Genomic DNA, 24,754 nt, shown 5'->3' with positions numbered 1-24,754 from the left:
TCACTCGTGGTCGTCGCTGTGCAGCCGGAGCTCCTCGTGATCGAGGTCGCCCTGCACCCGCAGGAAGACCAGGTCGTCGATGCGCCCCGACGCGCGCAGCTGCTCGATGGCGTGGCGCTTTCGCGCGATGGCGGCCAGCAGCAGCGCTCGCACGGTCTTGTCGGCTCGCACCGCCGAGTCGTCGCCGGCCTTCGAGAGTGTCTCGTCGAGGCGTCCGCGCACGATCCGCTGCGCCTCGGGCGACGCCTCCACCGCGGCGGCGTCGGCCTCGAGGTGTTCGAGGGCGTCGTTCACCATGGTCGTGATGGCGAGACGGTACTCCGACGCGGCCGCGTCGTCTCGCGGGAGGCGAGCGCGCTTGACCAGCACGGGCATGGCCGCGCCCTGGCCGACGAGCAGCAGCACGATCACCCCGAACGTCACGGCCACCAGGAGCTCGCGGTCGGGGAAGCCCAGCCCGTCGGCGATCAGTGCCGGCACCGAGAGCGCTGCCGCCAGCGACACCGCGCCACGGAACCCGCCGCCGATGATCAGCGCTCGGATGCGGAACGGCACCCGCCGATCGCGTTGCGAGGGCCGGCGATCGAGCACGCGGATGGCCGGCGCCATGGCGACCACCCAGAGGAAGCGCACCCCGAAGATGGCCACCGTCACGGCGAGGGTGAGCAGCAGCACGTTCAGCCAGCCATCCCTGAGGTACACGTCGAGCACACTGCGGGCCTGCAGCCCGATCAGCACGAAGAGCGCGCCGTTGATGACGAAGCTGGCGACGCGCCAGAAGTCGAAGGAGAGTGTGCGCGCCTTCGCCGAGACCACCCGCGGCAGCAGCAGGCTGAGCAGCAGCCCGCCCGAGACGACCGCCACGACCCCCGAGCCGTGCGCCACCTCGGCCGGGAGGTAGAGAACGAACGGCGTGATCACCGAGATCGTGGCGGCGAGCGTCGGTGTGCGTGCGATGCGCCGGAGCAGGTACACGGCGTAGCCGGCAACGAGGCCGAGGGCCACGCCCACCACCACCGCCCAGACGAAGCTCAGCGAGATCTCGCCGATCGACGGATCGCGCCCCGCGACCACCGCCGCGACGGCGACCGAGTAGAGCGCCAGCGCGCTCGCGTCGTTGACGAGGCTCTCCCCGCGGAGCATGGTGTCGATGCGTCTCGGCAGGCGAGGGGCCATTGCGGAGACGGCGGTGGCATCCGTCGGCGATAGCACGGCACCGAGCACCAACGCCACCGGGAAGGCCAGGCCCATCAGTGTGCCGATGCCGGCGACCGCGGCGGCGGTGACGAACACCAGCCCGATGCTGAGCAGCGAGATCACGCGCAGATCGAAGCGGAACCCGTGCACCGAGATGTTCAGCGACTCCCAGTACAGCAGGGCCGGCAGGAAGATGTACAGCACGACATCGGGCGGCAGCGCGATCTCGGGGATGCCCGGCACGAACCCGATGGCGACGCCGATCGCCACCCACGCCCACGGCCCTGGAACGCGCAGGTACCGGTTGGCCAGTCCACCGGCCAGCACCGCGAGCCCCAGCACGACGGCGACCTCGAGTCCCTCCATACGCCACAGGATAGTGGTGCCGCGGATGCGCGGGGGATGTGCTCAGGAGGGGCGCGATTCGAGTCAGCTCAGGCACGACGTCACCACCGCTCGCCAGGCGTCTGGCCCGCATGCTCCGGTGCCGACCGGGGGTGGATGAGCGGGGACTGTCTCGTACTCGTCTCGAGCCACCCCGTCGTTCGGGGCGCGTTCGTCACGCTGGTCAGCGTCGGCGCCGTTCTTCGGCGGCTGACCGGCACGGGCGTCTGCGCCGGGTCGAGCCACGGCGGCTGGATGATGCACGGCACACCGTTGCGCATCGTCAGTTTCCACTCCGGGGTGTGGATGCGCGCGTGGTGGTGTCGGCACAGCAACGCCGCGTTCTCGATGTCGGTGCGGCCCGGCGGATGCGACCGCGACCGCCATTCCTGTACGTGATGGGCCTCGCACCAGGATGGCGGCCGATCGCAGCCAGGCCAGACGCAGCCGCCGTCCCGGGCGGCCAGCGCCCTGTTCTGGGCGGGGGAGAACAGGCGTCGGGCCTTGCCGTGGTGCAGCACCTCGCCGTGATCTCCGAACACCGTCACGACTTCGGGTGAGTGGCAGCGCAGCCGCTCGATGGTGGACATGGGAATCGGTTCGTCCACGCCGTCGATCCAGCCCGGGCCGCTGCCTCGCTCGAGATCGGCGAGATCGACATGCACGTTCAGGGTGGCGATCGCGCCCGCCAGACGCGGCTGCTCAGGCGCGCCGGCCGCGCGGGCGATGAGCTCAGTTGCCGCATCGGCCATCTTCTGAGCCACGGTGCGGGGATCTCGCGCGAGGCTCGACTCCGGGCGCTCGCCCTGAGGCGCCGCTGCCGCCGCGACCTCGCCGTCGCCGTCGCCGTCGCCGTCGAGGTCGCCGTTACGGGCACGCGCTTCGCCGTCGCCCGCGCCCGATTCGGGCGGAACCGCCCCTCGGTCACCGTCGGCCGCCACGAACCGCGGCGCCGTGCGCGGACTGATCAACGCCTGCAGCGCACCCAGCCACAGCGCCCCGTCTTCGGGCGTGAGCGCGAGCCGGCCGCGGAACATGCCGTCGGCCGAGCGCGCGAGCGTGAACGAGCGCGCTTCCCGCTGCGCCTCCGCGCGCGGTTCGAGGCCATCGGGATCGAGCGTCTCCCGGACGCGCACCGCCAACCGCGACACGTCGTCGACGGTGAGCACCGGGTTGCGTGCCGCCGTGACGAGTTGCTCCTCGGCCGACGAGACGACCTCGCCGGCCACCCCAGCGCGCCGCAGCGCCGCGCACTCCCGCGTGATGACCGCCGCGCACGCGACCCCGAGGTCGCCCTGATCGAGCGCCTCTCGCACAGCCGGGTACGGCTCGGGCGCGGTGAGGCCGCCGAGCTGCTCGGCCCCGCGCATCCGCTCGCCGAGGTCGAGTCGACCGTGCGCCTCGCTCACCGACGTGCGGGTGACCGCCGACAGGAGCTTCGCCGGAGTCGTGAAGTTCTGTGACCGGCTCAGCCCCTCGGCGCCCAGTTCGGGGCGGGAGCGGCTGCCCACCTCGCCCGCGACCCGCGTCTGCACGCCGCCCACGACCCGCGCCACCCGCTCGAACGCGGCCGCGAACGCGAGCAGCCCCGCGTCGTCGAGACGCGCGACGGGCTCACCCCACGCGCTGATGCGCGAGGCGATCTCGTCGATCTCGGAGTGGTTCGGGTGCATGAGGACAGTCAAGCACCAGCCACTGACATTCACTCAGTTTCGTGAATGGCGGCGAACTCACCCTCGCAACGCCTGCGCCAGCATCACGATGATGCCGCTCGGCCCGCGCAGGTAGGTGAGCTTGTACACGCCCTCGTAGTTCGCCACGCCCCGCAGCGGATGGCACCCATGCCGCGCTGCGATCTCCAGCGCCGCGTCGATGTCGTCGACCGAGAACGCGACCCGGTGCATGCCGATCTCGTTCGGCAGCGTCGGTGACGTCTCGATCGCATGCGGGTGGATGTACTCGAAGAATTCGAGCTGTCCCTGACCGTCCGGCGTCTGCAGCACGGCGATCTTGGCGTGGTTGCCGTCGAGGCCCACGGCGGTGTCGGCCCACTCGCCGCTCACCTCGTCGCGCCCGACGACGGTGAGGCCGAGGTCGGTGAAGAAGGCGATCGCCTCCTCGAGGTCGCGCACCGCGATCCCGACGTTCTCCAGCTTGATGACCATGCCGCACACATTACGCGCGACGCACCCCCGCCGCTGGTGCGATGCCATACTCGCTGAAGGGCTTCGAGCGAGTGACGGGGGACCATGTGCGGTGCGGCGCCGAGCAGCGAGCGGTTCGTGGCCGGGTGAGGGTGGGCATCCTGCTCGCAGCCGTGGCTGTCGGCGCGGTGACGCTTGCCGGATGCGGACAGGTCGAGTACCACGGACCCGACAGCGGCATCGACAGCACTCTCTGGCAGCAGGTCGCGAGACTTCGCGATCCGCTCTCCCAGAGCATCTACGGTCCGCTGGACGAGACCATCCAGCGGCGCCATGAGCTCGCGCCCGAGTTGTATCCGCCGGCCCTGCACGACCCTGTCGAGTACGTCGCGGGGATCGATGTGCCGCAGTGGAACGGGTCGACCACACCCGCGTCACTCGCCGCACTCGGACTGGACGACGGCGGGGTGCTGCTCTACGACGTCGAGATGACGGATGCGACGGCCGGCCTCTCGGTGTTCATCGCATCGGGTCCGCGGTCGAACGCCCCGGCCGACGACGGCCGGGAGTACACCGGGCCGAGTGAGGTCTACACGTGCTATCGCGTGGAGTCGGAGTTCGGTGTGGACTCCGGGCGGGCAACCTCGTCTCCGTTCGAATCGTGTCCACCTCAGCTCGTCGGTCTGCTCGCCGACGACGCGGCGTTCGCCGAAGTGGATGTCTTCTACGGCTGACCCGTCAGGCGCGTCTCACTGGAAGTCGCCCACCTGCTGGTCGATCGGCACCGTGCCCGCCACGGTCACGTCGCCGGTGTGCGCCGTGGTGACGGTCTCGATCAGCACGATGTGCACCTCGTCGGCGGCGACGGGGTTGTGCCGCACCCCGCGCGGCACGACGTAGAACTGCCCCGGTTCGAGGACGACGTCGTCGGCGTCCTCGAGCTGGATGCGGAGCCGCCCCGACACCACCAGGAACATCTCGTCTTCGCGGTCGTGCGCATGCCACACCAGTTCGCCGAGCAGCTTCGCGACCTTGATGTACTGGTCATTCACTCGCCCGATGACCCGCGGCGTCCAGTGCTGGTGCACCTGCTCGAGCTCGGCGGCGATGTCGGTTCCGAACATTCTCGTCATCCGTCCAGTCTCAGGCATGGAGCAGGGCGCGGGCGCCACCTACCCCATACCGACCTGGCTACGCGCGCCGCCGGCCGCGGCCGGGGCGCAGCACGAGTAGGCCCACGCCCGCGGCGCCGAGCACCAGCGCGACCGCGGCAATGCCCGAGGCCGTCTCGTCGCCCGTGTTCGCGAGGGCGGGTGACGGAGCGGGGGTCGCCGTCGGCGTCGGTACGGGCGTCGCGGAGCCGGTCGGCACGACCTGCCTGTCAGCGCGCACGCGCTGCCCGACCCCGATGTCGTTCGCAGCCGCGACAGACACCCAGTAGGCCTGACCCCCCGCGAGGCCCTCCACCTTCTTGTGGTCGGCCTGCGCATCCGCCTTCACGATCACCGGGGTGCCGCCGCCCACCGGTGTCACCCGGATCACGTACTGCGTGATGGCCGAGCCCCCCGCATCCTCGGGGGCCTTCCAGTGCGCGACCAGCGATTCCGGTCCCGCGTCGGCACGCACCTCACGCGGCCCGGTGGGCGTGCCCGCCGTGGCGCTGATCACCACCTCGCCCGTGACGTTGTCGAACCCGATGGTGTGCTTGAGGTAGAAGCCGTTGCCCGCGTTGAAGGTCTCGTTCGCGTCGGCGGTGTACAGGCCGTACTTGTAGGGTGCGACGCCGGGCTCTTCGATCTCGGCGTACGGCTCCGCATCCGGCGAGCTCGACCAGGCCACCGAGGCGCCCGTCTTCACCCAGCCGAGCAGTTGAGCGCCCGATCCCGGTTCCGGGGTGGTGTGCACGGGGTCGACGAGCGGCTTGAACTGGTCGCCGCGGATCATCCCGCCGCTCTGCCCGGTGTCGAAGACGGTGTCGTTGCAGGCGCTTGCGGTGTCGGTGCCGTAACTGATCTGCCAGCAGACCTCGGGTTCGAAGTACACCGGCTGGCCGCTGGGGTAGAAGAGGTCGCCGTCCTGCTCACGGTAGAGCACGGTGTCGGTCTCACCGGCGTCGGTCGGCGCGCCGAGACGGATGCCCGGGTCGGCGCCCAGGAAATCGACCGTGAATCCGTCGCTCAGTCCGGGCCCCAGCTGAGCCAACGGGGAGAAGAGGTCGTTGGCGGGGTCGCCCTGGTTGTGCTTGTCGGCCAGGCGCTGGCCGATGCCGATGACGCCGCCGATTTCGTCCTGGTAGCCCAGGCAGTGGGGTGTGCAGGAGGTCGCGTCGAGGAAGGCCACGTCTCCGGGTGTTGTGACGACGCCACCGACCTCGACCTGGGCGCGCGCGATGGTGCCGGCTGCGGCCGAGCCGTCGTAGTTGATGCCCTGCGCGATCCCGGTGTCGTAGACGGGCGTGGTCGGGTTCACGATCGAGCCGGGGAAGACGACCATGAAGTTGGTTCCGGTGTCGATCATCATGCGGATCGGGTCGCTGCCGTTGATGCTCACCTCGACCTGCGGGAGGTAGCTGCCGGTCTCGGAGACCAGCAGGGTGACGGGGATCTCGGGTTGCGCCGCGGGCGGCGCGTCGGCGGTGACGCTCGTCATGGTCGCTCCGGCCCCGTCGGTCGGCGCGAGCGCCAGGGCCGGGGCGGCGACGCCACCGGCGACCATCGCGCCGACGGCCAGCGCGGCCGCTCCGGCCCTGGCACCCACCCCGGCGATCCGGCGCCCTGCTGACACTCTGAGACGTTCCCGCACGACGGCCTCCTTCGTTCCGCATCCCCCCGGAATGCGCATCCATCGTCAGCATAGGGTCTCGGGGCAGTCTGGCACGATGGGCGGATGACCGTGAGCATCCGGCCCTGGACCGATACCGACCTGCCACTGCTCGTTCGCGCCAACGCCGGCGCGATGACCGCGCACCTCGGCGGGCCCGAGTCCGACCAGAAGGTTCGCGAGCGGCACGAGAAGTACCTGAGGTTCGTGCACGACGAGCAGGCCGGAATCTTCGCCATCGAGCTCGATGGGGTGCCGGTCGGCGGCGTCAACTGGTGGCAATCGGAGTGGAACGGCGAGCAGACGCTCGAGACCGGCTGGTTCGTGCTGCCGGAGGCGCAGGGCCGCGGGGTGGCGGTCGCCGGCGCTGCGGCCGCGCTCGACGACGCACGCCGCCGGTCGGAGCGTCGGAGGGTGCTCGCGTTCCCGTCGCTCACGAACGCCGCCTCCAACGCCGTGTGCGCGCGGCTCGGCTTCGTGTGCCTCGGCGAGGAGGAGTTCCCGTACCGCGACACCGTGCTGCGCGTGGCCGCGTGGTCGCTCCACCTCGACGACGTGCGGTGACCGGTATCGCGCACTCGTCGCGTGTGGTGTCAGGGGTGAAGGAAGCCCTGCCGCCAACTGCGGTGCGCCGGCTGCCAGCCCGCGGCGTGGGCCTTGGCGTTGGAGACAGCGCGGCCGCGGGGTGCACCAACGGGCGCCTCCTCCATTCGCGGTTCGGGAGCGCCGAGCTCTCGTGCGAAGGCCGGAACCCACTCCGTGCCCGGGGCGGGCTCGTCGTCGACCACGTGATAGACGCCGTCGAGCCAGTCGAGCGACCGGGCGAGAGCGTAGACGGCGTCGTCGACGTGCACGAAGTTCGTGATCGCGGGCGTCGCCGGGAGGTCGCCTGCCAGCACCGCCTGCGCCACCCGTCCGTCGGCCGCGTACCAGGTGCCCGGCCCGTAGAAGCCGGCCTCCGTGCGAGTCCTCGCGGTTCGTCACGAAAGGCCGCGTCTGCGTCGTCGCTGCGCACCGAGCTGGGGCAGCTCGCCTCCCCGCGCCTGGTTCTGCCGATGCTGATCGCCGCCCTGGTGAACGCCGGCACGTTCGCGGTGCTGACGTTCCTTGCGCCGATCGTGACGGACACGGCTCACCTCGGTCAGTGGTGGGTGTCCGTAGCGCTGGTGCTCTTCGGCGTCGGCTCCTTCGTCGGTGTCACAGTCGCCGGGCGACTCTCCGACCGCCGACCTCGACTCGTCATCGTGATCGGCGGGAGCGCCCTGGCGCTCGGATGGGTCGCCTTGGCGCTCTCGGCCACGAACCCCGTCGCTCTGCTCGGACTCGTCTTCGCTCAGGGCGCCTTGGGGTTCGCGGTGGGGAGCACGCTGATCACACGGCTGCTCTACGCGGCGACGGATGCGCCAACCATGGCCGGCTCGTACGCGACCGCAGCGCTCAATGTCGGCGCCGTGGCCGGTCCCGTCCTCGCCGCTGCCGCGCTCGGCATGGTGCCCGGCGCAGTCGGTCCCGTGTGGGTGGCCGTCGTGGCGACCGCCGTGGCATTGCTCCTCACGGTGCCGTTTCTGCGCCTGATCGCCCCCGCACCGAGCGGAGTGGCGGGCCGGATGCGCGGAGCCGCCGCTTCGGCGTCAGAATCGTTGCATGGCCGCCGCGATCGAACCGTTCCCCAAGCCCCCCGCACAGGCACCCGACGTTGACGACGACTTCTCGGCACCCGAGCTGCGCGCCGATCTGTGGGTGGCCGAGTACCTCCCGCACTGGACCACGCCCGCGCGCTCGCGGGCGCGCTACGAGCTGGTGCCGGGAACGGGCATCCGTCTGCTGATCGAGGAGGACCAGCTCGACTGGCGCGAAGAGGACGCGCCGCTGCGGGTCTCGAACCTTCAGACGGGTGTGTTCTCAGGCCCCCTCGGGTCGCGGCGCGGTACGCATCGGCATCGCCCCGACGGACTGACGGTGAGAACGGAGACGCCCGAACGACTGCTGTGGGCTCCGTCGGCGGGCCGGGTGGATGTGACGGTGAGCGCGAGCACCGACGAGGGCTGCATGCTCGCGGCGTGGCTCGTCGGCGTCGAGAACCTCTCGCCCGAGCACGCCGGCGAGATCTGCCTGTTCGAGATCGACGCCTCGGCGATCGGTCGCACCGAGACGCGGGCGCGGTGCGGGCTGAAGGCGCACGGCGATGCGGCGCTCCTGGCGGACATGGCCGAGGTGGTGGTGCCGGTGGATGCGTCGCAGCCGCACACATGGTCGGTCGTGTGGGGGCCGAACGGGACGGTGATCGGCTGCGACGGGCGGGTTGTGCGGCGCATCCCGCAGGCACCGGACTACCCGCTGTTCCTCATGCTCGACCTCTTCGAGGTCGGGGGGCGCTCGAGGGCGGCGGATGCGTATCCGAAGTCGGCGGTCATCCACTCCGTTCGCGGCTGGAGCGCGGAGGACGGCAGCGATGCCCGCTGACGTGACGGTACGCCCGGCGGATGTGACCGGGGCCGATGCGGTGAGCGTGAGTCGCCTGGTGGAGGCGTACTTGATTCACACCGAGCTCGAGAAAGCGGCCCATGCCGGCGGTCGCGGTGCCGACGATCGACTGCCCGAGCGCTACCGCAGCGAGGTCGCCGATCCGGCGCGCGCCTATGCGGACGCGATCGTCCACCTGGCCGAGCTGGACGGCGCACCTGTCGGCGTCGCCGTCGTTCAGCGCAACCCGACGACCCTTGAGATCAAACGCGTCTGGGTCGACCCGAGCGCCCGGGGCCGTCGGGTCGGCTCCGCCCTCCTCGATGCGGCGCTCGCGCAGCACGACCTCCCCGTGCGCTTGACGGTCTGGGAATGGCGAGCGGATGCGCTGCGTCTGTACCGCGCCCGCGGCTTCGTGCCCGTCCCCTCCTGGGACGCCCGGCCCGGCCTCGTGTGCATGGAGCGTCCCGTGCACGCGCCCGGCAGTTCGGTCTGAACCCGCCGGCCGTCACCCCAAAGCACGCGGTTCTGGCACTCGACGAGGAGCGTGGGGCACGCGGCCGCTTCGCTGAGACCCGCACGGGGAGCGGTCGCGCAGCCAAAAGATCGCGCGCGTGACGCTCACGGCTACAGGCTCCGCAGCTCGCCGCGGACGATGGAGTCGCCCGAGTGGGTCGGGTCGCCGTTGTCTGGCTCGGCGGAGACGTCGACGAGCGCGTACTGTGCCAGATCGACGCCCGTAGGGATGTCGAATCGCCCCGAGGTGCCGTCGAGGAAACCGATGCTGATCAGGCCCGTTCCATCGGTGCGGATGAGCCAGACCTCGCGCAGGGGCGCATCAGGGGTGCCCGCATCCGTCGCCGGGTCGACGTCGACGACCACCTGGCGCGTGCCATCGGCGCGCTGCTCCACCACCGCGCTGCCGCTCGCGGCAGGCCACTCGGGGAAGGGCTCGAGATCGGCGGCCGCGATCGGCGCCGCATCGCTCTGCTGCGCGGATTGCCACCACACGCCGGCGCCGACACCGCCCACCAACCCGACGACGAGCGCCGCGGCCGCGAGCGGAACCCAGAACCGCGCACGCCGTAGGCCGCGGATCAGACGGACGGGAGCGAGGATCGGGGCAGGACTCCGGTCGTCATCGGGCGCACCATCCGCAGCCGGCGTCGCGGCCGGCGTCGCGACCGGCGCCGCAGCCGGGCTGACCGCGGCGAGCGGCGCGCCGAGTCCGAGTTCGGCCTGGATGCGCGTCCACACCTCCGCGGGCGGGGCCACCAGCTCGGTTCCGCGGGCGTCGCGGGCGAGCTGTCCGGCACGCGCGAACGCGTCGAGTTCGGCCGCGCACACGTCGCACTCGGCGAGGTGCGCGGCCTCCGCGGCATCCGGTTCGTCGTCGGACATCGCGAAGGACGCCATGCGTTCAGGATCGATATGGGTCATCACTCACCTCCAAACGTGTTCGTAGCCGAACCAGACTTCGACGGATGTGACTTTTCACCGTGCCGAGCGGCAAGCCGAGGATATCGGCGATCTGGGCGTGCGTGAGGTCGTCGTAGAAGGCCAGTTTCATGACTTTCTGCGGAACCGGCTCGAGGCGCTCCAGCTCGGCGGCCATCATCATCCGGTCGGCGACCTCCGCCACGTCGGCGATCGCGGCGCCGGCCGTGGTGGTCGCCTCCGCGGCGTACGCCTCCTCGGATCGGCGGCGCCGGGCGCGCGCCTCGTGCGCATCGGCGATGCGATGGCGGGTGATCCCCACCAGCCACCCGGCCAGCCGCGACCGCGCCGGGTCGTACCGCTCACGGCTGCGCCATGCGTCGACGAACACCTTCTGCGTCACGTCCTCGGCTTCGTGCGCGTCGCCGATCGACCGCAGCGCCAGCGTGTGCACGAGGGGTGACCACCGGGTGTAGGCCTCCGCGAGCGCGCTCTCGTCGCCGTCGCGGAAGGCGTCGGCGATGGCCTGCTCGTCGCTCGGGATGCTCGGGGTCTCTGTCACGGGCGTGCGGAACCTCCTGCTCCGGTTCGCGTCGTCGCGCTGGGGCTGTGTCTGTCGGGGCTCGGCGCCCTGGGGTGCGCGCACCGTGTTGTAGAGCATACGGGCCTCGGCTCAGCCGGTCGGTACGGCGGTCACGATCACGTTGCTGAGGTAGTGGCCGGTGTCGTAGTCGAACTCGCCGCCGCAGGTGATGAGCGTCAGGCGCACCGGCCCGGTGCGATCGAACACCTGCGCCCAGTCGATGCCGGTCTTGTCCGCCACGGTGACGCTCTGCACGGCGAAGGTCGCGACCTGCCCGTCGGCGCCGGTGACGGTGACGGGGGTGCCTGCGGGTACATCCCTGAGTCTCGCGAACGAGCCGAGGCCGTATTCGAGCGAGTCGACGTGGGCGGCGATGACGGCGGCGCCCGCCGGGCTCCAGGGGGAGGGGCCGTAGCGGTACCAGGATGCGACGGCGGGGTCGGCGGGCAGGGCGAGCGCGCCCGCGTCGTCGAGGCCCTCGGCTTCCACAGTGACGTCGATGCCGAGCGAGGCGACCTCCACGCGCACGGGTTCGACGGTGGCGACGGATGCTTGAGCCGAGATGTCCGCGTTCGTCAGGGGCACCGGGGTTCCCGAGGGCGTCTGGGGGAGTGCCGTCGGGGTCGGTGCGGGGGTAGAGGTGGTAGGCGGTGGTGCGGCGACGACGGGTGCCGGCGTCGGTGCGGTGGCCGCGCATCCGCTCAGCAGCGCGCAACTCAGCGCGACCACCGATGCGATGATCGCACCGGTGGTCGCGCGGGGCGGGGCGGGAACCCCGGCAGGGGCGGCGGTCGCCTCTGCCGGGGTTCGTCGGGGTCGCATCCGGGTCAGCGGCCGGACTTCGCGACCGCTCGCTGCCGGAGCGCCACTCCGCCGATGGCGGCGAGCAGGGCGATGGCGGCGGCGCCGATCCACAGGGGAGCCGAGGCATCCGGGCGGTTGGTGGCGGCGAGCCCGGCATTGCCGGCGGGTACGCCGCCCGGGTTCGAGTGCAGGCCGTCGATCGTCTGCACCGCGAGGGCGAGGTTGCCGTCTTCGAGGCTGCCCCAGGCGTAGACGATGGTGTTCACGCCTTCGGCGACGGTGACGTCGGCCGGGCCGATCACGGGGTCGGTCGTTCCGGTGGCGGCGACGGATGCGGACACGGTGCCCGCAGGCAGGGTCAGCACCGCTTCGGCCGGGTTGGCCAGGTTGGTGATGACGGGTGCTCCGCCGGCGAGCACGTCGACGGCGGGGGCGGCGGCGTCGTGACGCACGGTCAGGCGGCCCTGCCCGGCCGCGATGGTGGAGGTGTCGTTGGTGTAGAGGGTCGCGGTCGGTGTGCCGGCGGGGTCGAGGTGTGCGACGGCGGTGTAGTTGCCGTTCGCGGCCAAGGGCAGATCGATCGGGCCGATGATGGGCGCGCTCGCGTCGGCCGCGTCGGATGCGGTGATGGCGACGCTGTAGGTGCCGGCCGGAAGGGCGAGCGGGCCGGCGAGGGTGCCTGGCGTGAAGTCGTCGAGCGTCAGGGCGCCGTTGACGTAGACGTCGACGGTGACGCCGGGAACGGCGTGCAGCACCGAGAGTTGGGCGTCGCCGTCGGCGGCGGTGGCGGGGAGCGCCCCGCCGAGGGCGATGAGTGCGCCGGCTGCGATGCCGGCGACGAGGGTCTTGCGCATGAGTACCTCCTGATCGGGCCCGGGGGCCGGAGAAAACTGCTGACACCCTCTCCTTCTGGCGCACGGGCGGGTTTGGATGCACCCGGGGCGAAAAAACTTGCTGCATCCCGTCTCGCTAGGCTCTGGCCATGGGAGCGACCGCGTTACGGATCGTCCCGCTCAGCGATGGACAGGGCGGCATGATCGAGGTCTCCGACGACGGTGCCGTCTGCGGGTGGCTCTATTACTCGCTCTACGCGGACGGAGCTGCGTGGGTCGACATGGTGGAGGTAGCCCTCGAACACCGTCGCCAGGGGTTGGCGAGCGCGATGCTCACGTTGCTCGTCGACAGCCATCCAGACGTCACCGTCTATCACGCGGCGGTGGCCAACGAGGAGAGCCAGGCGCTGTTCGACTCGATGGCCCGCGCGCGCCCGGACCTGACCTTCGCACTCGTCTGACCGGACGCCGGCGATCCGCCACGATGGCGCAACAGATTGAAACATGGTCAATGAATCGATAGGGTCTCGAGCACATTCTGAAGGAGATTCGTGCCAGCTAGCAGCGTGAGATATCGGATGTTCGCAGGCGTTGCGATTGCCGTGGCACTTGCTGCATTGGCTGGCTGTGCCGGACAAGCTGAGGTCTCCGAAACCTCCGTTGCGTCGCCGACACAGCAGTCACCCGAGCTCCCTGAGCCCATTCCGACGCCACCGCTGAACGACGGTGCGGGCGAGCTGTCGGGAGAGGTCGTTACCGCACTGCTGAACGTTCGGGAGGCCGCGCCCGCCCTGTACCCCGGCAACTACGCCGGCATCGCCACGGGAACAGCCGAATCGAAGGACGTTCTGGTTCTCTTCCTGGCCGACTCCACTCCGGAGATCGAGACCGACCTGCGAACGCTCGCAAACCTCCCCGACGACAAGATCCGGTTCGAGCCGGCGTATCAGTCGCTCGAAGCCGCTCAGCGGATCGATCGGAACATCGCTGCAGCAGTACCCGCCCTAAGCGCGAAGGGCATCGAACTGCAGACCTGGGGTGTGGGAGTGGACGGCGTCGAAGACATCGGCATGGACCACCCGACCGATGAACAGGTCGCGTACCTGTTCGAGAAATACGGGCCGTACTTGCGTATCGATCGGAACGTTGCTCCGGCTCGGCTCCTCTAGACGACAGTCAGCCAGCCGCGCGGGTTGTCACCCGAGCGAGGACGCCGCCTCCGTTCAGCGGTCGGATTCGAGCGCGGGTGTGTTGTCGTCGGGGGCGCGGGACCACGCGATACGCCCGCCGGCGTGCTCGGCGGCCGCGCCGCCGCCGCGAGCGAACAGGAGTCGGTTACAACGACCGATCCTGGCGCGGATCGCGATCACGCTCCTCCGTGCGCATCCGAGTCGCGTCGGGGCTGACGACGTCACCATCCAGGAGCCCGATGAGACCGAACACGCCGTTGATGAACATGCTTTGCTGTCCCGCGGCCACAAGGCGGCCGCGCCGTTTGAATGAGTACCAGCGATTCAAGGCGTTGCCGCCGCGGTGGACGAGCCCATCCGGGGCGCTGTGGGTCGACTCCATCCGATGAACCGTCCAGCGGCGATGGTCGACGCGTTCGACGCGGTACGAAGGCCCCGCATCTGAGATCACGTCGAAGCTCGTGAGCTCATCGAGGCCGGCGGTGTACGGGTCATCGAGCATGACGCCGTCCACAACCACTCGCCCGAAGCCGATGCCCATATCGTCATCGTAGACACGCGCGGCGAGCCCTGCGGCGACCGCCAATACCCGTTCTGGGCATCGCGATCGGTTCCCTCTACGCCGTGCGAGCGCGGACGATGACCCTCTTCGAGCGCGGGGGCGTCCGCGCAGAGACAGGGCGCGGTGACCAACCGTTAGGCCGTGAGCTTGCCGGATGTCGCCGCTGTCGCCTTCCTCAGAGGAATCGAAGACTCTCCTCGACGCTCAACCTGCCGTGCGGGATGGCCGATCGACCGGCTGCCGGTTTCGGCGCGGGGTAGCCGAGCGCGATCGCGTGTCGACCGGTCCAGCCCGGATCGGCTGAGACCAGCTCGGCGGCGATCCGCGAGTTGCTGTCGGGATAGAGGCTGGTGATGCACGAGCCCAAGCCCTGTTCGGCGGCGACGAGGGTGACCGATTGCGCGACCCGGCCGAGGTCGAATTCCGTGTCCAGTTGCTGTGACTCCGGGCTCAGGAGGACGAGGGCGACCGGCGCCGCCTCGAGGTGCCCGGCGTAGGCGCCGAGCCTGGAGAGTTGCGAGCGGATGCCCCGATCGTAGACCGCGACGAATCGCCACGGCTGCCGATTCCGTGCCGATCCGGTCCAGCGCGCCTGGTCGACGATGCGAGTCACCGTGCTCTGCGGAACGGGCGTCGCTTCGAACCTTCGAACCGAACGTCGGGCAATGAGGGAGCGGATTTCCACGTACTCATCCTGCATTGCAACTGCTCACTAGTTGACGTGGTTCCACGAAAGCGGATCATGCCTGGTCTACGCTCGTAGAGAAGCAAGGCGCCGGGAAGGTGCCGAACGAGAGCGGGGGCGCAGTGAGAGCAATCCGAACAGCCGTGGCTGCTATCACTCTCTCCGTGGTATTCCTGGCGACCGGATGCGCGACAAACGCCGGTGTGCCCACATCACAATCGGTCGCCGAGCCGGCACCCACGCCGAACGGTTCGTACATCACCATTCCGTCGACGACCGCGCGCCCTAGCGACCCGCCCTTGCCGAGTGACTACGACCAGGACACTAACAATGGACTCACGGCGCAGGAGGCGTCGCTCAACCAGCTGTGGGGCATAACGAATTCGGAGGTCGGCGCCGACGCCGCCCCCTCCGTTCTCGGGACGACCGGTGGCCTCACGGATTTCACGGCGGCGATCACGGCCCGGTGCTATCCAATTCGCACCGAAGCCGAGGTCAGCGAGCTCGAGCAACTCAGGATCGGTTACCAGAGTCTTCTCGGCACGGAGGCCGCCTTCGAGCCCGCACAGGCGTACTTCGAACGGGCAACCGAACTGTGCATGTGAACGCCCTACGCGAGCGGCATCACGACCCCGAGGTTCGATAGGCGGCTTGAGCGCTCGACTGCGGCTAAACCAGATCTTCGAACGACTCTTCCCCCGGTCTCCACACCATCCACGCGCGGTCCGCGAATCCGCTGAGCATCGCGATCTCCACGTACACCTCATCCAGTGTCGGAAGCAGACGGATGCTGCCCCGCTCGAACACGAGGCACAGGCCGACGCCGGTTGCTTCGCGCGTCTCGACGACCGTTGCGGGAATGAGCTTTCTGAGGGCATCCGCGTACCCCAGGTCTGGCTCGTGGAAGGTGACGCCATCCAGGGTCACTTCCGGCCAGACGTCGCAGTTCAGGAGCGGCTCGTCACCCTCGTCGTTGTCGAAGCGCAGCTGCACGTAGTTCATGACGAACTGCACGGAGTACATCTGGCACCCGACCAGGCGAGACAGAAGCTCGTTGGGAACGTAACTCATGGGCTTGCCGTCACGGGCGCTAGCTGTTCGGCGGACGTGTCGTCGCCGACTCGGCGAGCCACTTGTGGTGATCGCGGAGTCCGCTGCGCACGCCCAACCGAACGACCCAGTACAGCAGGAAGGCGATAACCGCGGCGCCCAGGACGTACAGCGGGATCGCGACCAACGTGATCAGCGTCAGAGGATCGATCATGCCTCCACGCTAGCGCGCCGCACCGACGCGCAGCCAAGGACCACGATGTGGAACGATGTCGCCCAAGCGGTAAATACTGGAGCCACAATGATCGTTCGATGTGATCGCATCTTCGACGCGCAGGGCCGTCCGGTCGCCTCGAGCGCATCGTTGACGGTGGGGGCGAGTTACCCGGTCATCGAGTCCACGGTCCGGCACGGCGAAAGGTCGTGGTTCCGCATCATCGACGACAGGGGCGAATCCCCGCTGTTTTCTCCTGCGTGGTTCAGCGGCGTCGACGACTCCGTGCCCGTGAACTGGGTCAAAACGGCCTGGGCCAACGGTAGCTTCGTCTTGGGTCCGGCGCGATGGGCGGAGCCGGGCTTTTGGGAAGCCTTCTACGACGACGATCCCGCCGCGCTCAATGCGTACTACGACGAACTCGCGGTCATCCTGGAGCCGCATCCTGGTTGGTGGGATCGGGCGCAGATCCACCCGGGTCGCTTGATCTCGGCCGAGCGGGTCGAAATCGCGATGGACTACGGCCAGTTCACCATCTCTGGCGGGGGAGAGTTCGACCCCCTCGACCTGGTTGAAGCCGCCATCGAGGCGCCGCCGAGCAGCGACGACGGGCACAGCATCCTCGTGCTGAGCCCGCATCAGAACAACTTCGCAATGCCAATCGATGTCGAGATCTGGAGCGGCAGACCGCTCGACGATCGAGGCGATTGGGAGCAAGTTTCTGAGCACGCACTTCTCGTCGAGGAGCCTGGGATCGTCGTTTCCTCCCCGACGCTCGACGAGCACAGGCACCCTCTGGCCTCCGGCGAATACCTCGTGGAGGTCACTGGTCGAGGATTCGTGGCCATCGGATGGCCCGGGACGACCACCCCCAACGACACCTGGCGGGTGCGTCTATGGCCGCGATGGGGCCAGCGTCCGCGCAAGGCGAAGATCTGGTCGGGGCCGGACGCGACCGCCGCACGTGGATCGGATGATCGGCCCTGACAGAAGGCACACCCCCACTTCAGCATCGGAGAGTCCCTCGGTCTGCGTGCAGATACCCTCATCTACGACGTCGCGGGGGTGGGGTGATCCACCAATTCCGCCCGCTGGCGACATCCGGGGTCTCCGCGCCTAGCCGCCCGCGCTGCGGGAGCCGCGCTCAGATCGGTCCGAGCACGTCGCGCACCGCGTCGTGTAACTCGAGCCCCTCCAGCACGGCGAGCAACTGCCGCTCTTCGTATCGGAAGTGGTTCTCCATGATCGCGGCCACACCCTCGAGGTGACGTTCGAGTTCGCTTGCGGATGCGCTCCGGTCGACGGCGCCTCTGAGATCGCCGAGCAGCTGGCCGATCATCGAGTGATCCTGCTCGAGAGCGCGCAGCACGGGCGCAAGATCCGGATGCGCCTTTTCGATGGCGGGGAAGAGTGCATGGTCTTCGCCCCGATGGTGACCGTCGAGTGCCGCGCAGAATCCGTGGCAGTACACCAGTAGATCGCGCCCAGCCTGCTCCGCAGACCCGTGCTCACGTGCAGCTTCGCGGGTGACGCGCAAGGCCTCACGGATGCGCCGGTGCACGGCGCGCAATTCAGTGCTCCAGGCGATCAGCCTGGTCGTGTCGCGCTCAGTCACGCGACGACGAAGGGAGCGATGCACGCATCAACATTCCTTCGGTTCGGCGCCTCCATGCCTGACACAACCTGCCACCAGCACGCGACGCTCCCACGATCGTAGTCGCGTGCATCCGGCAGGTGAGGAAGCTGCAAAGACCTGCAGAGCCGTCCATCGTGCAGGATTGAGCTGAGCACCGGCAGTGGAAGGGAGCGACGAGATGCAGGCCTTCAGCTACCCGTGGACTCACCTACCCGAGCCGGCGGAGGTCCCCGAGCACGCGGTGCGGCGCCATTTCGGCGTCGAACGCAGCCGAGGCAGCGGGTACACGACTCTGCGCGCGACAGGCGAGGTGACGAACAGATTCGAGCGCAACAGTGATAGCACTCGCACCACTATCGCCAGCATCGATCCCCGATTCGGCGAGTGCACCCTGGAAGTGATCTGCATCACAGAGCCGAACACACGGCTCGGCCTCTCGTCTGGGCCCGGTGTCGATGCGATCAATCTCTCGTTCGGCGACGTCGAGATTCCGGCCCTGTCCAGTGGGGCGGATGAACGCCACTGGCAACTCGACGCCAGAGACATCGATGCAGTCCAGCTGGGACCAGAGCCTCGCCCTTGGCGACTGATGGTCACTGGACACAACTGGCCTGTCGCGACCCGCTTCATCCTCGCTCCCGCGCGCCTGTACGGACTGCCGGATGGGAACTAGCCGTTCGAATCGGGCCTAACGCGAATTGCGAGATACGCGCAGGGCTCGATCCCGCTTACGACCGCGTGAGCTTGGCGAGTTCGTCTGCGGGGCAGATCGTAATCGCCACGTCGCGTGGCGCAAGACCCTGCACGCGACCCTGCGAAGGTAGAGAGATTCGTCGCGACGCGAGATGATTGAGGAACTGCCGGATTCCGTAGCCTGAGGAGGTCGTGATGGCACCCAAGTCGTTCGTCAGCATCGACCGGCTCAACAAGACAGTCGTACCGTCAACGATGACGACCATGAAGATCGAGGGCCGGCTGCCGTTGCGTGAACCCGTCCTCCGTGCCGGCCGCGCCACGAACGTGGTTGCGCGTCTGAAGTCCCACTCGGTGCCGCGTCAGCTTGGTTGAGTCCGGCACTCCCTACAACTACACGCCTGTGTCCGTCGATGATGCAGCCGATTTCGTCGAGGGAATCACCTTCAAGAGCAAAGCCGATGTCTATCTCGCCGAGGCTCAGGCGTTAGCCGACACGCGCGCTGATCTCTACGCCGCCATCAGCGATCGCGCGCTCTCCGCAGAGGACCTCACGTCGCCATACGCGCTCGAAGACATCCACCTCTCGTGTTACGGGTCTGTTTGGAAGTGGGCGGGCAAGCTACGCATTCGGGAGGTGAGCATCGGTGCTGCGCCGGAAAACATCCGGGAGTTGCTCTACGGCGAGCTGCAGACGCTCAAGTGGCAAGTGGAGAACCTCGACGGCGTTGGTCTGACGCCCGAGTACGTGGCGATGTGCGCTCATCATCGCCTCGTCAAGATTCACCCCTTTGTTGACGGCAATGGGCGTGTGACTCGGCTTTACGCCGATGTGCTGCTGTTGGCTCTGACCGGCAACCGCATCTTCGAGTGGACGGATTCGCCGAACTACTTCGCCGCGTTGAGGCGAGCAGATCAGACAATGAGCCCTGAAGAGCTGTTATCGGTCGTCGGAGCCATCGCACTCTGACCCGCAGGGACGCAGCACAAGAACCGTGAAGCACGAACCGGTCGAACACCGACAGCGTGTCCGGCCGCCTGGGCTTTGGGTGACATACTGCCGGAATGGGGTTGCGTTCGCGATTCGGGCTGAGGATGGTTGTCAGCCTGATCGGCCTGGTGGGTATCACGGTCCTCGTGTCTGGATGCGGTCTTCTCAGTACGCCAATGACCCGGAGCGATGTTCTCGGCCTCTGGGAAGCGCGGGACGGGCAGAACGTCTTGCAGATCGAACTCTCCGGTGATGGCACATCAATGGTGTCCAATCTGCCCGCTGCCCTCGTCGCAATGGACCGGCCAGACACCCTCAGCTGGGACGATACGATCGATTCGGGCGGTGATTGGTCGTTCTGGGAGCCTGGTGCGGACATTTATGTGTCACTGACCGAGGCTGTGCGCGAAGGGCTCTATGGCAGCGTCCGACTCAGCCCTCAGGGTGACGAGTTGGTCGTCTACTACGGCGACGTTGACTTCCCATCGCACCTGACATTGTCGCGCGTCGAGGCGCCGTCGACGCCAGCCCCAGAAACGATCGTTCCCTCAGACCTCGTGGGCTTCTGGACGTCGCCGAGCGACGGTGATCTGGAGTTGAATGCCGACGGCACCTTTCGATTGACCGGTGTGCCACTCCGACTCCTAGCCGTCGACGACACCGACGTCACTGGAGACGCGAGCATCGACGTTTCCGGAGACTGGACCATGCACGAGACGCCATTGCCTCTTAGCGAAACTAGCGGCCCGACGTTGTCGCTGTCTGGCACATTTGGCCACGACCCTGAACTCTTCGATGCCCTCGGACTCACCCTGCACGAGATGGACGGCAAGCTGAGCCTGACCCTGGGTGGCAAAGCCAGATGGAACTTGCAGTAGCTGAGCCTGCAGCGACGACTACCTAGCTCTCGACGAAATCGTCTGAGAGCTTCCCGCGGCGCGCGAACACATCAAGCGAAGCGGCCGCAGCGCGCACCAGCGCTTTCCATGAATCGAGTCCGGCAACGTCGGCGAGCCGAGGATACGTCGCGGTGACATCGCGGGCCGCCTGTTCCCAGGAGGTTTTGAAGGCAGCCACGGTATCTCGTTCTTCAGGGCTGTAGACACCCTCGGGGAAGGTGTTCGACGGGCTCGCCCAGTCGTCCCACTGGTTGAACACTTCGTTGACCACATTGATGTGAGGCTGAGAAGCTTCGAATTGCTTCAGACCGTCAATGTCGGAGGCGAAATCGAAGTAGTCAATCATCCGGTTGCGGATGCGCTGCTCCACCACCCGCTCCTGTGTGTGCTCATGCTTCTCCACCAGGCTGAATTTAGTGCAGAGAAAGTTCGGAATCGGGCGCAGCGGTCGTCAACCGCGACGAACCGAGAATGGCCCCACCGCTGTCCCGGGCGGCAGATCCCTGGTTTGCGCAAGCAGCTGACTCGCGAGCCCCCAATGCACGCTCGTATCGACCAACGCCAGGTTTTCCGGCGTCTGAGCTCCGCCGAGGAACGGCGGAACGGCATACTCGACGCACTCGGTGTACGTCAGCGCCAGGGTGCCCGTCGCCTCGCGCCAGGCCTCGAACTTCGATTCTTCGAATGCTTGCCGATACTGATCGCTGGCGAGAATCCGAGCGAGCGTGTCCGGGGTTCCGATGTCGTCGAGTTGGGCGAAGTCGATGTCCGCCAGAAACAGCCGCGCCTCGGTCCAGCCGAACCGCTTCTTGGTGCGGGCACACACGATCTGCCGGCCCATCCAGTCGAACGCGACGGCGGATGCTTGGGGATCGGTGATCGTTGGAAAGGCCAGACGGATCGACTCGAGAAACTCCGGCCCTGAGCTGGCGTCATGAAATCGCAGGAGCCCTTTGTTGAACGAGCGCCCGCAGTAGCCGGCCTCGGCGAACTCGTGGGTGAAGTGGGGCGGCGTGTATGGCGGTCCGCCGTGGTCGACTTCGGGGTCCAAGCTGAGGGTCACATTGCCATTCTGCGGCCTATCTCGGCGGGGGCAGAACGAAGTCCTCCGCTTGTGCCCGATCCCACATCTCCCAGATGACTGCCTCGTCGTCTGGCCAGCGTCCGCCTTCTGTCTGGACGAGCATCCGACCGAGCCACCGGAATGCCATGCGCGATGAACTCGCACGTCCATGCCCTGCAACGGTGATTCTCAGGGGAAGCGACGCGATGCCCAACCGGTAGTCCTCGGGCAGCTCGAGGGCGACGAAATCCGATCGCGCGAGGCTGTCGAATTCACGATGCGAGGTTGCTGCCAACGCCACCGTCGCCTCGGTTCGACCGCACTCCACGAAGCCCCCGAGCAGACCGTAGGAGGTCGGATGCCCGATCCGCCCGGCCCATTCGATCGCCAGCTGGCCCGGTTCGCCGGGGAGTGTGCTGTCGCCCGGGCCGAAAAGGCGAATCACATCATTCGCCCGCGCAACAGTCCTCGTCGAGGTCGTGTCTCCTTCGAGAGCGCCGGCTAGCCAGCCGTTCTGAGCTATTGCCGCCAGCGAGGCGACCATCGTTCTCGACTGACCGTCGAGCCAGATGACTGTGACGAGAGGTCCTCGATCAATCGAAAGAGTGGAGACAGAATCGCCGCTGACGGTCGCGATATCGGCCAGGAACGTCTCCTCGCCCTCGACGCGGACGGGCCGGTCTCGGGCGAGCCGTCGGGTGTATAGCTGCAGAATCCAGGCTTTGCCCACCGAACTCAGGCTGAATGACTGCGACGACGTACTGCTGAGAGCGATCATCGCGCGGCGCTTCGCCGCCTCGCCGGCTGGAGACGCCCTGATCACGTCAATGAGTTCGGACCGGCTCATGGGCGGTGGAGTGATCATCCTTCGGCCGTCTCAGGGTCGAGCCAGTCCATGAACCGAGCATTTTCGTCTGCGTTCGAGCCGTATTGGTGAACCTGACCCGTGACCTTCTCGATCACCAGCGGGGAACTCCCGACGAGCTGGTCGCTGAACGACCGCGACTCCAGCCATCGTTCGCTCGCGAAGTGTGCGATCCACGCGCGTGAGTGTTCGTCGATCTTCCAGACCACGATGTCGCCCTTCGGGCCCCAGACGGCCCAATGCGATACATAGTCATTAGCGATCGCAAGTGCCTCGGCTCTGTCCACCACTCCCTGAGCATATGTGGTCGACTGATTGACGTGCTTACATGGCACCTGTGATCGAAAGCGCAGCCGAGTACGCGATGTGGTTCGCCTCACGAGGCAGGCGGGCGCAGCATGACGAGTCACGTTGACGCGATGCGCCACGTGGTGGACGTGGTCGCGCCGAACCTCAAGTCGCTGGGCTTCAAGAAGCGGCGGCACTCGTTCAACCGCGCATCCGATGACGGAATCACGCACGTCGTGAGCTTCCAGATGGGGGCATCCGACCCGCCGGGAACGGTCGAGATACCCGGCCAGCGCCCCAACCTCCACGGCCGATTCACGGTGAACCTGGGCGTGCATTCACCGCTGATGACGCGCATGCAATATCGAGATATCTCGTGGGTGAACGAGTACAACTGCCAGCTGCGAAAGCGGCTCGGGAATCTCCTTCGCGAGCGTAGGGACGTGTGGTGGCGTCTCGATCATCCGGATGCCGCTACTGACGTGAATGCCGCAATCCTCGAGGCGGGCATTCCCTGGCTGAATCGCTTCTGCTCAAGCGCGGACATCTGGGACGCATTCGAGAGCGGCGACTTCGATTCCGTGGGCATGTATCCCGCCGCAGCACTCGACGTCGCCGATCTCTACATCGCGCACGGTCGACCCGACGACGCAAGACGGGTGCTGGAGGCGTACGCGCGTTCCGAACATGGGCCATCACATACGCCACACCTCGTGCAGCACCTCAAAGGCCGAGGCTTCGCCGACTTGGCGGAGATAGCGGCAAGATCCGCGAGTTCGCAGTGATCCGGACTCGAAATTTTACCGTCCGTCGACCCTGACGACAGGCAGCCACGTCGAGAGCGTCGCTCCGAGGCTCTTCACGAGTCGATCGCCCATCACGCAGAGCGTCCGCTCCCACGGATGCCCGAACGTTCCTTCGCGGAGATCTGCGGTCATGAAGGCGTAGTAGTCGCCATCGGGGTACACGGTCGGGTGGCCGTTGATCGGATCATCGCTGTACGGGTTCAAGGCCTCGTCCGCTGGCGAAAAGGACCAGGTCGAATGCTGCCAGTCCAGAACGACCATCTGCTCTCCGGCGAGTTCGTAGACGAAGCAGCGCTGCGCTTCACTATTGATCGCGCGCACCGCAACGGCTCGCGTTGCTCCGTCAGGAATGACTGAGAGATCGAACGTGAGCGAAGGAGTGGGTTCCTGGATGGCCGGCCACGTCGACGGCGACACGCCCGGCCGAAAGCCGTACAGCTCGTCGAACGCGTCCCAGATCGCTCGGTAAGCCCCAACATCGAGCTCGCGCCATCCAGCGCGGTTGCCATTCGGATACGACGAGTCGTTCACAGCGTCGGCCCCTCAAGCATCCGGCTCGTCGTCAGATTCGACATAGATCGTCCCGAACAAGGGGACACCAAGCTCGGCGAGCCCGCTCAGCAACTCGGCGGGAAGCACGAATCCGCCCTGCGTCAAATCGGAGTCCGCTGACCACCAGATCGCCGCATCGCAGTCTGCCGGAAGGTTCTGAATCTTACCTGCCGCGGGATGCATGATCGACACGAGTTCTGCCAGTGCGGCGCTACCGGTCTGGTCCTCCTCGGTGTTGCCGAGTCGAGGACCATCAACGCCCCAGTAGTGGCGGGAGCGAGGCTTCCCGAGCCCGCGACCTTCGCCGATCCGGCCAACCTTAGTGGGCTGTAGCCCGAGGACTTCAGTGATCCGATCCGGGTCGGTCTCCGTGGAGTGAATGGAGAATGATGCTCGTGCGAACTGAATCATGGCGCCCTCAAATTGGAGCTCACTTCATCCTGTAGTTCAGGTTCAGCCCGTTCTTGCTGGGCTTCAAATGGAAATGGAAGACGTGCTTCATGACGGCTTTGTCGATGGCAATCATTCCGGCCATGACGCCAAGAGCCAGAGCGAAGGCGACGATCGAGATGACGATCCCAGCGACGTCCATTCC

Annotated in this window: 35 protein-coding genes and 1 pseudogene; 14 read left to right on the top strand and 22 right to left on the bottom strand. The window is 67.6% G+C overall.

Annotation, left to right across the window (positions count from 1 at the left end; all coding sequences use genetic code 11):
- From AC3WLB_RS00695 to AC3WLB_RS00685, 3 genes are all read right to left on the bottom strand, one after another.
- Positions 1-1,563: a Na+/H+ antiporter gene (locus AC3WLB_RS00695; RefSeq protein ID WP_492502452.1), complete on the bottom strand. Its 1,563-nt coding sequence runs from the start codon at positions 1,561-1,563 to the stop codon at positions 1-3.
- An 80-nt stretch (positions 1,564-1,643) separates the two neighbouring features.
- Complete coding sequence (locus AC3WLB_RS00690) at positions 1,644-3,254, bottom strand: HNH endonuclease signature motif containing protein (RefSeq protein WP_492502451.1); 1,611 nt, start codon at positions 3,252-3,254, stop codon at positions 1,644-1,646.
- 57 nt (positions 3,255-3,311) lie between these two features.
- The gene (locus AC3WLB_RS00685) at positions 3,312-3,746 is read right to left on the bottom strand and encodes a VOC family protein (protein ID WP_492502450.1); all 435 of its coding nucleotides are present in this window, start codon (positions 3,744-3,746) and stop codon (positions 3,312-3,314) included.
- Positions 3,747-3,787: 41 nt separating this feature from the next.
- Between AC3WLB_RS00685 and AC3WLB_RS00680 the strand changes: the two genes are divergently transcribed.
- The gene (locus AC3WLB_RS00680) at positions 3,788-4,459 is read left to right on the top strand and encodes a hypothetical protein (RefSeq protein WP_492502449.1); all 672 of its coding nucleotides are present in this window, start codon (positions 3,788-3,790) and stop codon (positions 4,457-4,459) included.
- 15 nt (positions 4,460-4,474) lie between these two features.
- Here the strand turns inward: AC3WLB_RS00680 and AC3WLB_RS00675 are convergent, their stop codons facing one another.
- On the bottom strand, positions 4,475-4,858 hold the full coding sequence (locus tag AC3WLB_RS00675; RefSeq protein WP_492502448.1) for a cupin domain-containing protein: 384 nt from the start codon (positions 4,856-4,858) through the stop codon (positions 4,475-4,477).
- Positions 4,859-4,916: 58 nt separating this feature from the next.
- Positions 4,917-6,527: a fibronectin type III domain-containing protein gene (locus tag AC3WLB_RS00670; RefSeq protein ID WP_492502447.1), complete on the bottom strand. Its 1,611-nt coding sequence runs from the start codon at positions 6,525-6,527 to the stop codon at positions 4,917-4,919.
- Between the two features lie 84 nt (positions 6,528-6,611).
- On the opposite strand from AC3WLB_RS00670, the gene AC3WLB_RS00665 reads away from it, so the two are divergent.
- Positions 6,612-7,109 carry a GNAT family N-acetyltransferase gene (locus tag AC3WLB_RS00665; protein ID WP_492502446.1) on the top strand — a complete coding sequence of 166 codons (498 nt, stop codon included), beginning with the start codon at positions 6,612-6,614 and terminating at the stop codon, positions 7,107-7,109.
- A 29-nt stretch (positions 7,110-7,138) separates the two neighbouring features.
- Here the strand turns inward: AC3WLB_RS00665 and AC3WLB_RS00660 are convergent, their stop codons facing one another.
- Complete coding sequence (locus AC3WLB_RS00660; RefSeq protein WP_492504687.1) at positions 7,139-7,444, bottom strand: hypothetical protein; 306 nt, start codon at positions 7,442-7,444, stop codon at positions 7,139-7,141.
- A 75-nt stretch (positions 7,445-7,519) separates the two neighbouring features.
- Here AC3WLB_RS00660 and AC3WLB_RS00655 point away from each other — a divergent pair.
- The 3 genes and pseudogenes from AC3WLB_RS00655 to AC3WLB_RS00645 form a co-directional block, all read left to right on the top strand.
- Positions 7,520-8,152: pseudogene (locus tag AC3WLB_RS00655) on the top strand (MFS transporter); the annotation flags it as partial.
- A gap of 37 nt (positions 8,153-8,189) precedes the next feature.
- Positions 8,190-9,008 (top strand): glycoside hydrolase family 16 protein, encoded by an 819-nt coding sequence (locus AC3WLB_RS00650; RefSeq protein ID WP_492502445.1) that lies wholly within the window; start codon positions 8,190-8,192, stop codon positions 9,006-9,008.
- Complete coding sequence (locus AC3WLB_RS00645) at positions 8,998-9,504, top strand: GNAT family N-acetyltransferase (protein ID WP_492502444.1); 507 nt, start codon at positions 8,998-9,000, stop codon at positions 9,502-9,504. The genes AC3WLB_RS00650 and AC3WLB_RS00645 overlap by 11 nt, the downstream gene beginning before the upstream one ends.
- 131 nt (positions 9,505-9,635) lie before the next feature.
- Here AC3WLB_RS00645 and AC3WLB_RS00640 read toward each other — a convergent pair whose 3' ends face one another.
- From AC3WLB_RS00640 to AC3WLB_RS00625, 4 genes are all read right to left on the bottom strand, one after another.
- Positions 9,636-10,424, bottom strand: a complete 789-nt coding sequence (locus tag AC3WLB_RS00640; protein WP_492502443.1) for an anti-sigma factor — start codon at positions 10,422-10,424, stop codon at positions 9,636-9,638.
- 4 nt (positions 10,425-10,428) lie between these two features.
- Complete coding sequence (locus AC3WLB_RS00635) at positions 10,429-11,007, bottom strand: RNA polymerase sigma factor (protein ID WP_492502442.1); 579 nt, start codon at positions 11,005-11,007, stop codon at positions 10,429-10,431.
- 111 nt (positions 11,008-11,118) lie between these two features.
- Positions 11,119-11,850, bottom strand: a complete 732-nt coding sequence (locus AC3WLB_RS00630) for a class F sortase (protein WP_492502441.1) — start codon at positions 11,848-11,850, stop codon at positions 11,119-11,121.
- Positions 11,851-11,855: 5 nt separating this feature from the next.
- The gene (locus AC3WLB_RS00625) at positions 11,856-12,686 is read right to left on the bottom strand and encodes a DUF4397 domain-containing protein (protein ID WP_022897803.1); all 831 of its coding nucleotides are present in this window, start codon (positions 12,684-12,686) and stop codon (positions 11,856-11,858) included.
- A gap of 128 nt (positions 12,687-12,814) precedes the next feature.
- On the opposite strand from AC3WLB_RS00625, the gene AC3WLB_RS00620 reads away from it, so the two are divergent.
- Both AC3WLB_RS00620 and AC3WLB_RS00615 read left to right on the top strand, forming a co-directional pair.
- A complete protein-coding gene (locus tag AC3WLB_RS00620) occupies positions 12,815-13,126 on the top strand; it encodes a GNAT family N-acetyltransferase (protein ID WP_492502440.1) in 312 nt (103 codons plus the stop codon).
- Positions 13,127-13,243: 117 nt separating this feature from the next.
- On the top strand, positions 13,244-13,834 hold the full coding sequence (locus AC3WLB_RS00615) for a hypothetical protein (protein ID WP_492502439.1): 591 nt from the start codon (positions 13,244-13,246) through the stop codon (positions 13,832-13,834).
- A gap of 166 nt (positions 13,835-14,000) precedes the next feature.
- On the opposite strand, the gene AC3WLB_RS00610 is transcribed toward AC3WLB_RS00615, so the two are convergent.
- A complete protein-coding gene (locus AC3WLB_RS00610; protein WP_492502438.1) occupies positions 14,001-14,396 on the bottom strand; it encodes a hypothetical protein in 396 nt (131 codons plus the stop codon).
- Positions 14,397-14,592: 196 nt separating this feature from the next.
- The gene (locus AC3WLB_RS00605) at positions 14,593-15,117 is read right to left on the bottom strand and encodes a nitroreductase family protein (RefSeq protein WP_492502437.1); all 525 of its coding nucleotides are present in this window, start codon (positions 15,115-15,117) and stop codon (positions 14,593-14,595) included.
- An 83-nt stretch (positions 15,118-15,200) separates the two neighbouring features.
- Here AC3WLB_RS00605 and AC3WLB_RS00600 point away from each other — a divergent pair, with 83 nt between their 5' ends.
- Positions 15,201-15,707 (top strand): superantigen-like protein SSL4, encoded by a 507-nt coding sequence (locus tag AC3WLB_RS00600; RefSeq protein ID WP_148287686.1) that lies wholly within the window; start codon positions 15,201-15,203, stop codon positions 15,705-15,707.
- Positions 15,708-15,771: 64 nt separating this feature from the next.
- On the opposite strand, the gene AC3WLB_RS00595 is transcribed toward AC3WLB_RS00600, so the two are convergent.
- Positions 15,772-16,104, bottom strand: coding sequence for a hypothetical protein (locus AC3WLB_RS00595; protein ID WP_492502436.1), 333 nt, complete (start codon positions 16,102-16,104; stop codon positions 15,772-15,774).
- Positions 16,105-16,192: 88 nt separating this feature from the next.
- Positions 16,193-16,366, bottom strand: a complete 174-nt coding sequence (locus AC3WLB_RS00590; protein WP_492502435.1) for a hypothetical protein — start codon at positions 16,364-16,366, stop codon at positions 16,193-16,195.
- An 87-nt stretch (positions 16,367-16,453) separates the two neighbouring features.
- Here AC3WLB_RS00590 and AC3WLB_RS00585 point away from each other — a divergent pair, with 87 nt between their 5' ends.
- The gene (locus tag AC3WLB_RS00585; RefSeq protein ID WP_492502434.1) at positions 16,454-17,353 is read left to right on the top strand and encodes a hypothetical protein; all 900 of its coding nucleotides are present in this window, start codon (positions 16,454-16,456) and stop codon (positions 17,351-17,353) included.
- Between the two features lie 157 nt (positions 17,354-17,510).
- On the opposite strand, the gene AC3WLB_RS00580 is transcribed toward AC3WLB_RS00585, so the two are convergent.
- Complete coding sequence (locus tag AC3WLB_RS00580) at positions 17,511-17,981, bottom strand: hemerythrin domain-containing protein (protein ID WP_492502433.1); 471 nt, start codon at positions 17,979-17,981, stop codon at positions 17,511-17,513.
- 199 nt (positions 17,982-18,180) lie between these two features.
- On the opposite strand from AC3WLB_RS00580, the gene AC3WLB_RS00575 reads away from it, so the two are divergent.
- The 4 genes from AC3WLB_RS00575 (at position 18,181) to AC3WLB_RS00560 (ending at position 20,564) form a co-directional block, all read left to right on the top strand.
- Positions 18,181-18,675: a hypothetical protein gene (locus AC3WLB_RS00575; RefSeq protein WP_492502432.1), complete on the top strand. Its 495-nt coding sequence runs from the start codon at positions 18,181-18,183 to the stop codon at positions 18,673-18,675.
- A gap of 215 nt (positions 18,676-18,890) precedes the next feature.
- Complete coding sequence (locus tag AC3WLB_RS00570) at positions 18,891-19,070, top strand: hypothetical protein (RefSeq protein WP_492502431.1); 180 nt, start codon at positions 18,891-18,893, stop codon at positions 19,068-19,070.
- 28 nt (positions 19,071-19,098) lie between these two features.
- Positions 19,099-19,665, top strand: a complete 567-nt coding sequence (locus AC3WLB_RS00565; protein WP_492502430.1) for a Fic family protein — start codon at positions 19,099-19,101, stop codon at positions 19,663-19,665.
- A gap of 125 nt (positions 19,666-19,790) precedes the next feature.
- A complete protein-coding gene (locus AC3WLB_RS00560; protein WP_492502429.1) occupies positions 19,791-20,564 on the top strand; it encodes a hypothetical protein in 774 nt (257 codons plus the stop codon).
- Positions 20,565-20,586: 22 nt separating this feature from the next.
- On the opposite strand, the gene AC3WLB_RS00555 is transcribed toward AC3WLB_RS00560, so the two are convergent.
- Genes AC3WLB_RS00555 through AC3WLB_RS00540 form a run of 4 tightly spaced genes read right to left on the bottom strand, consistent with a single transcriptional unit; the run spans position 20,587 to position 22,803 of the window.
- Positions 20,587-20,988, bottom strand: coding sequence for a hypothetical protein (locus tag AC3WLB_RS00555; protein WP_492502428.1), 402 nt, complete (start codon positions 20,986-20,988; stop codon positions 20,587-20,589).
- A gap of 48 nt (positions 20,989-21,036) precedes the next feature.
- Positions 21,037-21,648 (bottom strand): T6SS immunity protein Tdi1 domain-containing protein, encoded by a 612-nt coding sequence (locus tag AC3WLB_RS00550; protein WP_492502427.1) that lies wholly within the window; start codon positions 21,646-21,648, stop codon positions 21,037-21,039.
- A 16-nt stretch (positions 21,649-21,664) separates the two neighbouring features.
- The gene (locus AC3WLB_RS00545) at positions 21,665-22,513 is read right to left on the bottom strand and encodes a hypothetical protein (protein WP_492502426.1); all 849 of its coding nucleotides are present in this window, start codon (positions 22,511-22,513) and stop codon (positions 21,665-21,667) included.
- Entirely contained in the window at positions 22,510-22,803 is a 294-nt protein-coding gene (locus AC3WLB_RS00540) for a YrhB domain-containing protein (RefSeq protein WP_492502425.1), read from the bottom strand. The genes AC3WLB_RS00545 and AC3WLB_RS00540 overlap by 4 nt, the downstream gene beginning before the upstream one ends.
- 129 nt (positions 22,804-22,932) lie before the next feature.
- On the opposite strand from AC3WLB_RS00540, the gene AC3WLB_RS00535 reads away from it, so the two are divergent.
- On the top strand, positions 22,933-23,586 hold the full coding sequence (locus tag AC3WLB_RS00535; RefSeq protein WP_492502424.1) for a DUF4304 domain-containing protein: 654 nt from the start codon (positions 22,933-22,935) through the stop codon (positions 23,584-23,586).
- A gap of 15 nt (positions 23,587-23,601) precedes the next feature.
- On the opposite strand, the gene AC3WLB_RS00530 is transcribed toward AC3WLB_RS00535, so the two are convergent.
- Genes AC3WLB_RS00530 through AC3WLB_RS00520 form a run of 3 tightly spaced genes read right to left on the bottom strand, consistent with a single transcriptional unit; the run spans position 23,602 to position 24,751 of the window.
- Complete coding sequence (locus AC3WLB_RS00530; protein WP_492502423.1) at positions 23,602-24,138, bottom strand: DUF2716 domain-containing protein; 537 nt, start codon at positions 24,136-24,138, stop codon at positions 23,602-23,604.
- Between the two features lie 12 nt (positions 24,139-24,150).
- Positions 24,151-24,570, bottom strand: a complete 420-nt coding sequence (locus AC3WLB_RS00525) for a DUF4279 domain-containing protein (RefSeq protein WP_492502422.1) — start codon at positions 24,568-24,570, stop codon at positions 24,151-24,153.
- A 19-nt stretch (positions 24,571-24,589) separates the two neighbouring features.
- A complete protein-coding gene (locus AC3WLB_RS00520; RefSeq protein WP_492502421.1) occupies positions 24,590-24,751 on the bottom strand; it encodes a hypothetical protein in 162 nt (53 codons plus the stop codon).
- Between the last annotated feature and the right edge of the window lie 3 nt (positions 24,752-24,754).

The sequence above is a fragment of the Herbiconiux sp. FW305-C-125 genome (genome assembly GCF_058783455.1).
Note: the sequence above shows the minus strand (reverse complement) of the source record. Positions and strands in the feature narration are given on the sequence as shown.